The organism is Kitasatospora sp. NPDC054939, assembly GCF_053610105.1.
Genome location: NZ_JBSGXP010000004.1, coordinates 126,505 through 134,498, shown reverse-complemented (window position 1 = coordinate 134,498; position 7,994 = coordinate 126,505). Strand labels below are relative to the sequence as shown.

Genomic DNA, 7,994 nt, shown 5'->3' with positions numbered 1-7,994 from the left:
GTGGGGCACCGGGCGCACCGGCCGTGGTGCTCGGCTACGGCGGGACGCCGCCCGAGCAGATCGCCTCCGGGGTCCGCCAGCTCGCCGCCGCCTTCGAGCGCTCCCAGCGGTCGGCGGGCTGACGGTTCGTCCAGGGCCGTCCGTGTCCCGGGTCAGCGGGTCACGGACGCCGTCGGACGGGCGAGCAGCGCCCGCAGCGGGGCGGAGGCCTTCAGCAGCATCTCCTCGTACTCCTCCACCGGGTCGGAGTCCAGGATGATCGCGCCGCCGGCGCCGACCGCCATCTCGTCGCCGGTCAGCACGGCCGTACGGATGACGATGTTGAGGTCCGCGGTGCCGTTGAGGCCGAGGAAGCCGATCGTCCCGGAGTAGACGCCGCGCGCCTGCGTCTCCAGCGAGTCGATGATGTCCATGGTGCGCAGCTTGGGCGCGCCGGTCATCGAGCCGCCGGGGAAGCACGCCCGGACGCAGTCCACGGTGTCGGCGTCGGGGCGCAGCTTGCCGACGATCGTGGACACCAGCTGGTGCACGGTGGCGTAGGTCTCGGTGTGCATCAGGCTGGGCACCGTCACCGAGCCGACCTCGCAGACCCGGCCCAGGTCGTTGCGGAGCAGGTCGACGATCATCAGGTTCTCGGCGCGGGTCTTGGCGCTGGTGGTGAGCTCGTCGCGCAGCCGGCGGTCCTCGTCGGGGCCGTGGCCGCGGCGGGCGGTTCCCTTGATCGGCTTGGTCTCCACGATCCGGTCCCGGGTGACCTTGAGGAAGCGCTCGGGCGAGGAGCAGGCGACCTCCAGCTCGCCGAAGCGCAGGAACGCCGAGTACGGGGCCGGGTTGTGCCGGCGCATCTGCTGGTAGAACTCGTAGCCGTCCTCGGGCCTGGGCAGCCTGAGGCTGTTGGTGAGGCAGATCTCGTAGCTCTCGCCGGCCAGCAGCTGCTGCTTGCAGGCCTCGATGCCGGCCAGGTACTGCTCGCGGCCGACCACCAGGTGCTCGGCGAGGGCCTCGGCTCCCCCGGTGGCGGCCGGGGCGCCCTGCGGGCGGGGGCGGGGCAGCGCGGTGAGGGTGGCGGCGGTGTCGGCGAGCCAGGTGCGGGCGGCCCGGATGCAGGCGGGCTGGTCGGTGGAGAGGGCCAGGATGTGGGTCTGGCCGAGGGCGTGGTCGACGGCCACCATCCGGTCGGCGAAGATCCAGCAGGCGTCCGGGGCCGGGGAGCGGTGCTTGGCCGGGGAGCCGGTGCGGTCCTTCATCTCGTAGCCGAGGTAGCCGACGTAGCCGCAGGTGAAGTCCATCGGCAGCTCGGGGCCCTCGACCCGGATGCCGGCCAGGCGTTCCTGGAGGTAGTCGAAGACGTCGCCGGCGACCGTGCGGGCGGGCTGCCCGGTGGGGGTGACCTCGACGCTGCCGTCCTCGACCCGGTGGCGGACCACCTCGGAGAGCGGGCCGGAGGCGTCGCCGAGGAAGGAGAACCGGGAGCGGCCGGGCTCGACCAGCGAGCTGTCCAGCCAGAAGGCGTCCGGGGCGCCGCGGTAGAGCGCGCCGAAGGCCTGCTCGGTGTCGATCGCGGTGGGGATGGTCCGGGTGTGCAGCCGGTAGGTGGTGGCGCCCTCGGGGGCGGGCGCGGGGGCTGCGGGGACGGCGGCGCGCTGGCGCGGGATGCGGATCTTCGGGGTGCGGCGGGGCAGCTCCCGGCCGTGTTCGGCGTGGAAGCGGCGGGTGAGTTCGTGGAAGTTGGCGACGATCGCCGAGCCGAACTCGGTGGAGACCGACTCGGGGTGGAACTGCACGCCCCAGAGCGGCCGTTCGCGGTGGCGCAGGCCCATCAGCACGCCGTCCTCGGCCCACGCGGTGGCCTCCAGTCCGGCGGGCAGCGGCTCCTCGATGCAGAGCGAGTGGTAGCGGACCACGGTGAACCCCTGCGGAATGCCCGCGAAGAGGTCCTGGCCGTCGTGGGTGACGGTGGAGAGGTGGCCGTGCCGGGCCCGCGGGGCCCGGACCACCGGCGCGCCGTGGGCGCCGGCGATGCCCTGGTGGCCCAGACACACGCCGAGCACCGGGACTCTGGCCTGCTCGATGGCGGCGGCGGAGATGCCGAAGTCCTCCGGGCGGGTGGGGTCGCCCGGGCCGGGCGAGATCACGATGTTGTCGTAGCGGTGCAGGTCCTCGGGGTTCCAGTGCGGGCTGTCGTGGGTGACGACCTCCGGCTCGACGCCGGTGGTGCGGGCGATCAGCTGGAAGAGGTTGTAGGTGTAGGAGTCGTAGTTGTCGATCAGCAGGGTCTTCATCGTCAGGCTCTCCGGGTGTCGAAGGGGTCGCGGTCGGCAGGTCAGTCCGTCAGCCGGCCGATCAGGTCGGCCACCTCCATGGCCTGTTCGTTGTTGAGGCGCGGGTCGCACAGCGAGCTGTAGGAGCGGCCGAGTTCGCCCTCGGTGGGCACCTGCTCGCCGCCGACGCACTCGGTGACGTCGGTGCCGGCCATCTCCAGGTGGACGCCGCCGGGCCACTCCCCCGCGCCGCGCAGGATCCGGAAGAAGGCGGTGATCTCGGCGAGCACGGCGTCCAGGTAGCGGGTCTTGAGGCCGCTGGAGCTCTTCACCGTATTGCCGTGCATCGGGTCGCAGACCCAGACCACGCCGTGGCCGGCGTCGCGGACCGCCTCGACGATGCCGGGCAGGTTGGCGCGCAGCTGCTCGGGGCCCATCCGGACGATCAGGGTGAGCCGGCCGGGCTTGCGCAGCGGGTTGAGCCGCTCGCACAGGTCGACGACCTCGTGCGGCCGGGCGGACGGGCCGATCTTGCAGGCGACCGGGTTGGCGATGCCGGAGAGGAAGCGCACGTGGGCGCCGTGCGGGTCGCGGGTGCGCTCGCCGATCCACGGCAGGTGGGTGGAGAGCAGGTACCACTCGCCGGTGAGCGGGTCGCGCCGGGTCAGCGGCGCTTCGTAGTCGAGCACCAGGGCCTCGTGGCTGGTCCACAGGCCGGTGTGGGTCCAGCGCTCGCCGGCGGGTCCGGCGCTGTGCCGGGTGCGGCCGTAGCCGGCCAGCACCGAGTGCAGCGAGCCGTCCCAGGCCAGGGCGGCGGAGCCGTCGGCGGGCAGGGCGCGGGCGACCGCCGGGTCCCAGGCGTGCGGCATCAGGTCGGCGGCCCGCTCGTGGGCGAGGATGTGCAGCTCGTGCAGGACGAGCTGGCCGCTGTAGTAGCCGGACATCAGCCGGTACGGGTCGGGGGTGCGCTCCTTCTCGTACGGCTCGGGGCTGTTGACGGTCAGGCCGCGGAAGACCGGGAGTTCGCGGCCGTCGACCTCCTCGGTGGGGGCGGAGCGGGGCTTGGCGAACTGGCCGGCGATCCGGCCGACGGTGACGGTCGGCAGACCGGTGCGGCCGCTGATCCGCTCGGCCATCGCGCCGATCACGCGGTGCTTGGCGCGGGCGCCGGCCACCGCGGCCCGGCCGAACGGCTCGGCGCAGTCGCCGCCCTGGACGAGGAACGCCTCGCGGGCCTGCACCTGGCCGAGGGCGGCGGTCAGGCTGAGCGCGTCGGCGGGGGTGGTGAGGCCGGGCAGTTCGGCGAGCAGGTCGCGGACCCCGGCGGCCTCGTCCGGGTCCGGCCACGGCGGCTGCTGGACGATCGGCAGGCCGCGCCAGGAGTAGGGGTGCCAGGGCCTGGCGGTGGTGGTGGTCTCGACGGCGGGGGCCGGCCGGGGGCCGGGGAGGAGCCTGGTGGGCGTCACGGCGATGGGTCCAATCGGGTGTGGGCGGTCGTCGCGGGCGGGGCCGGCCCTCCCCCGCCGGTGGGGCGGACGGGGGGAGGGCCCGGCGGGTGGTGCGGACTCAGGCGAGGCTCTCGGCGGACGGCCCCTCGGCGCGGGTGGCGATCCGCTTGATGATCAGCTGCTCGGAGAGGGTGCGGGCGACGGCCAGGCCGTGGTCCTCGTCGATGTCCAGGAGCAGGCCGGCGAAGGTCGCCCGGACCTCGCGCTTGAGGACCTTGCCGGTGACGCCCAGCGGGATGGCCTTGTCCTCGGTGGAGATGACGACGGCCGCCAGCTCGTGCAGCTTGGCCTTGCGCAGCGCCTTGTTGATCCGCGAGAGCAGCTCCTCCGGGTCCGCGTCGCGGCCCTCGCACAGCCGCAGGGCGGCGATCGGCTCGAACTCGGTCGGGTCGACCGGGCTGACCGCGCCGACCACGGCGCAGTCGACGGTCTCCCGGCAGGTCTTGAAGATGACCTCCTCCAGGGTGAGGCTGTGCACCGGGCCGCGCCGGGTGCTGATCACGTCGGTGATCCGGTCGTAGTGGTAGAAGCGGCCCTTCTCGTCCTGGTAGCCGATGTCGCCGGTGATCCAGAAGCCCTCGCGGATCGAGCGGTGGGTGGTGTCGTGGTCGTCCCAGTAGCCGAGGGTGACGGTCGGGGTCTTGACGGCCAGGTAGCCGATCTCGCCGGGGGCCAGCCGCTCGCCGTCCTCGCCGAAGACCACCGCCTCCTCGACGATGGGCTCGGGGTAGCCCACACAGCGCTTGTAGGCGTCGGTGCCCGGGCCGTGGATGTTGAGGAAGAGCGCCATGCCCATCTCGGAGGCGCCGAGGCCGTCCAGGTAGCGGGAGCCGGGGCGCCAGGTCCCGTTGGCGCGGTGGCGGCCCATCCGGACCAGCTCGCGGACGTGCGCCTCGTGCGAGGCGTCGGCGGTGGAGATCCAGGTGGTGACGTGCGCGGCGGCGGAGGGGGCGATGCCGGCGGCCAGCATCTCGGCGAAGGTGATCGGGAAGCCGGTGACCACGCTCGGCTTCCACCAGCGCATGGCCTCGGCGACCACGGTGCCGGCCTGGTCCTCCATCACCAGGGTCGGCAGGCCGAGGATGGTGGCCATCATCATGTAGCTGTAGCCGGAGGAGTGCGACGGCGGGAAGGCCAGCAGCATCTTGTCCTCGGGGCCCGAGGGCAGGGTCAGGATGCGCGGGCGCTTGCCGGCGAAGAACTGCCGGTGGCCGAAGGTGGCCGCCTTGGGCATGCCGGTGGTGCCGGAGGAGTGCGAGATCAGCACCGGGTCGATGTCGCCGTGCCGGTACGGGTAGCCGGCCGGGAGCGGGCCGACCGGGCTCCAGGCGTCCAGCTCCTCCTGGGTGACGGTGAACTCGAAGCTGGTACCGGGCGCGGCGGCGTCCAGGAAGCGGGCCAGCAGCACGGAGTCGGCGACCAGGCCGCGGGCGTTGAGCCGGGCGAGGTAGGCGGAGGCGGTGGCCGGGGCCATGTTGGGGTTGATGACGGAGGGGATCGCGCCGAGGCTGTTGAGCGCCAGGAAGTGGATGAAGCTCGCCATGCCGTCGGCGGTGTAGACGCCGACCCGGTCGCCGTGCCGGACACCGGAGTTGTGGTAGCGGCGGGCGTACACCTCGGTGCGGTCGCGCAGGTCGGCGAGGCTGAAGACCTCCAGGTCGGCCCGGGTGCCGCCGCGCGGCAGGTGGTGGAAGAGCGGCGCGTCGACGTCGGAGGCGCGCTCCAGGGCGTGCCAGAGGAAGTCGCCGGCGCCGAGCTGGGGGGTGGCGAGCAGCTCCAGGCGGGCGCGCAGGCCGCGGTGGCTGGGGCCGAAGTTCATCCGGCGGACGGAGGCGAGGTGGCGCTTGACCGAGCGGAGCTTCATGACCTGTTTCTCCCTTGGGAATATGACGGATCGTCGGTTGTCGCGGTGCGATCGGCCGCGGCGGTGCGGCCGGGGGCGGTGCGCGGGTGCGGGACCGGTGGTCGCCGCGGGGCGGGCGGTCAGCCCAGGTCGGCCCGGACGGAGGGCAGCGGTTCCAGGCAGGAGGCCAGGTAGCCGCGCCACTCCTCGGCCCGGCCGAGCACCCGGGGGGCGGGCCCGCCCGGCCGCCAGGCGGTGACCGTCCGGATGCCGTGCAGGGCGCTGGTGAGCCACACCTCGCGCCGGACGAGCCGGTCCGGGGTGGTCTTGCGGTAGTCGATGTCCAGCCCGAGGCAGCGGGCGCGCTCCAGGATCAGCCGTCGGGTGATGCCGGGCAGCACGGTGCCGTCCTCGGGGGCGGTGCACAGGTGGTCGCCGTCCCACCAGAAGAGCGTGGTGAAGGCGCCCTCGGCGACCGCACCGCGGCGGTCGAGCAGCAGCGCTTCGTCGGCGCCCTGCCGTGCTGCGCGGGCCCGTAGGGCGGCCAGCGCGTCGAGGTCGGGCCCCTTGGCGGCCGGCCGGCGGCGCGGATCGGCGACATCGGCGATCCAGGCGACGGCGGTCGGGGCGGCCGGTGGGGCGGGCCGCAGCCGCAGCGCCAGCCCGCGGTCGGCGGTGAGTTCCACACGGGGGAACCACCGCCCCTCGCGGGGCAGGCGGGCGGTCACGGCGGAGCGGAAGCGGACCAGTTCGGCCGGATCCGCGCCGAGGGTGCGGGCGGTGCGGCCGAACCGCTCCCAGTGCAGCCGGTAGCCGCGCACCCGGCCCTCGTCCACCAGCCAGGAATCGGCGGCGAGTACGGGCCCGGCGGACGGTTCGGTGCGGGTCTCCAAGCGGCCCGCACCACTCCACAGGAGCGGTGGGGCCGGCGCATCCAGTACGTCGGACATGGTGATGACCTCCCGGGTGGGGATCGGTCCGGTGGGGCAGTGCGGTGGATGGGCGCACACCGTACGCAGCGGTTCCGAGCGGTCTCCAGTGCCAAGTTCGTCCGGTCCGCAGGGCCAATGGCCCGGGTTCATTTGGCGCCCCCGCCGACCCTCCACTTGGCCCTTTAGCCCCCTCCGGGCCTCGCCTAGCCTGCCGCTCAATCGCTTCGAACCCACGTACCACCCACAGGATGTGACGCCATGACAGCACCCGTGAAAGCGCCGGCCCTGGACGTCGACGAGTTGGTCGACGCCGCCCGGGCCGCCGCCGGACTGCCGGACTTCGACGCGTTCGAGCACCTGGACGCGCTGGCCCGGCTGACCGCCTCGCTGGACGCCGAGGGCGGGCTCACCGCGCAGGGCCGGCCCGGTGTGCGCGGCGCCCTGGTCGGCTGCCTGGCCACCCAGGCCCGGGCGAGCCACGCCCGGGAGCTGAACCCGGAGATCGCCGACGTGCGCGTCGAGCGCCCGGTGTTCATCACCGGCATGACCCGCAGCGGCACCACCTTCATGCACAACCTGCTGCGCGAGCACCCCGACCTGCGCTCGCCCGACCTGTGGGAGCTGATGACCCCGGTCGGCGCGGCCAGGGGCGAGGACCCGGCGCTGGTGAAGGGCGCGCAGGACTTCGTCGACGACTACTACCGGCTGGCCCCCGCCCTCCCGGCCGCGCACTTCTGGGACGCCCGCCGCCCCGACGAGTGCCACCGGCTGACCGCGCCGACCTTCAAGACCATGGCGTACGAGCTGCGCTACCGGGTGCCCTCGTACGGCGACTGGCTGGCCGGCCAGGACCAGTACGACGCCTACGACTACCACCGCTACCTGCTGCAGCACATCCTGTGGCGGGTGCCGGCCGAGACGGTGCTGCTGAAGTGCCCGTTCCACCTGTGGCGGCCGGACGCGCTGACCCGCACCTACCCGGACGCCCGGATCCTGCACATGCGCCGGGCGCCCAGCGTGACCGTCCCGTCGACCTGCAGCCTGACCGAGATCATCCGGGCCTCCCGCAGCGACACGGTGGACCGCCGCGAGCTGGGCGCGTTCTGGACGCGGCGGCTGCGCGAGGCGGTCGACGAGCTGCCCGGCCGGCTGGCCGCACTGCCGTCGGGCGCGTCCGTCCTGGACGTCGACTACCGGGCGCTGATGAAGGACCCGGTCGCCACCGTCGGCGAGATCTGCGACTTCCTCGGCCTGCCGGTGACCGGCGCGGCGGAGCGGGCGTTCCGCCGCTACCTGGAGGAGAACCCGCAGGGCCGGCACGGCTCGCACAGCTACCGCGCCGAGGACTACGGCCTGGACGCCGCCGAGCTGGACGAGGTCTTCGCCGACTACGACTACCGCCCCGAGCTCGGCCGCTGACTCCCCGAGGAACGGAAGGACGACGAACACC

5 protein-coding genes are annotated in these 7,994 nt (G+C 73.8%); 1 reads left to right on the top strand and 4 read right to left on the bottom strand.

What is annotated here, in order from left to right; all coding sequences use genetic code 11:
• Positions 1–152: 152 nt before the first annotated feature.
• The 4 genes from pabB to ACWGB8_RS02785 form a co-directional block, all read right to left on the bottom strand.
• Positions 153–2,282: an aminodeoxychorismate synthase component I gene (pabB, locus tag ACWGB8_RS02800; RefSeq protein ID WP_452209566.1), complete on the bottom strand. Its 2,130-nt coding sequence runs from the start codon at positions 2,280–2,282 to the stop codon at positions 153–155.
• A 41-nt stretch (positions 2,283–2,323) separates the two neighbouring features.
• Positions 2,324–3,727 (bottom strand): 3-deoxy-7-phosphoheptulonate synthase class II, encoded by a 1,404-nt coding sequence (locus ACWGB8_RS02795; RefSeq protein ID WP_452209564.1) that lies wholly within the window; start codon positions 3,725–3,727, stop codon positions 2,324–2,326.
• A gap of 100 nt (positions 3,728–3,827) precedes the next feature.
• Positions 3,828–5,633 carry a class I adenylate-forming enzyme family protein gene (locus ACWGB8_RS02790; protein WP_452209562.1) on the bottom strand — a complete coding sequence of 602 codons (1,806 nt, stop codon included), beginning with the start codon at positions 5,631–5,633 and terminating at the stop codon, positions 3,828–3,830.
• A gap of 119 nt (positions 5,634–5,752) precedes the next feature.
• Positions 5,753–6,562 (bottom strand): aminotransferase class IV, encoded by an 810-nt coding sequence (locus ACWGB8_RS02785; protein WP_452209560.1) that lies wholly within the window; start codon positions 6,560–6,562, stop codon positions 5,753–5,755.
• 240 nt (positions 6,563–6,802) lie between these two features.
• Here ACWGB8_RS02785 and ACWGB8_RS02780 point away from each other — a divergent pair, with 240 nt between their 5' ends.
• Positions 6,803–7,963 (top strand): sulfotransferase family protein, encoded by a 1,161-nt coding sequence (locus ACWGB8_RS02780; RefSeq protein WP_452209558.1) that lies wholly within the window; start codon positions 6,803–6,805, stop codon positions 7,961–7,963.
• Positions 7,964–7,994 lie beyond the last annotated feature (31 nt).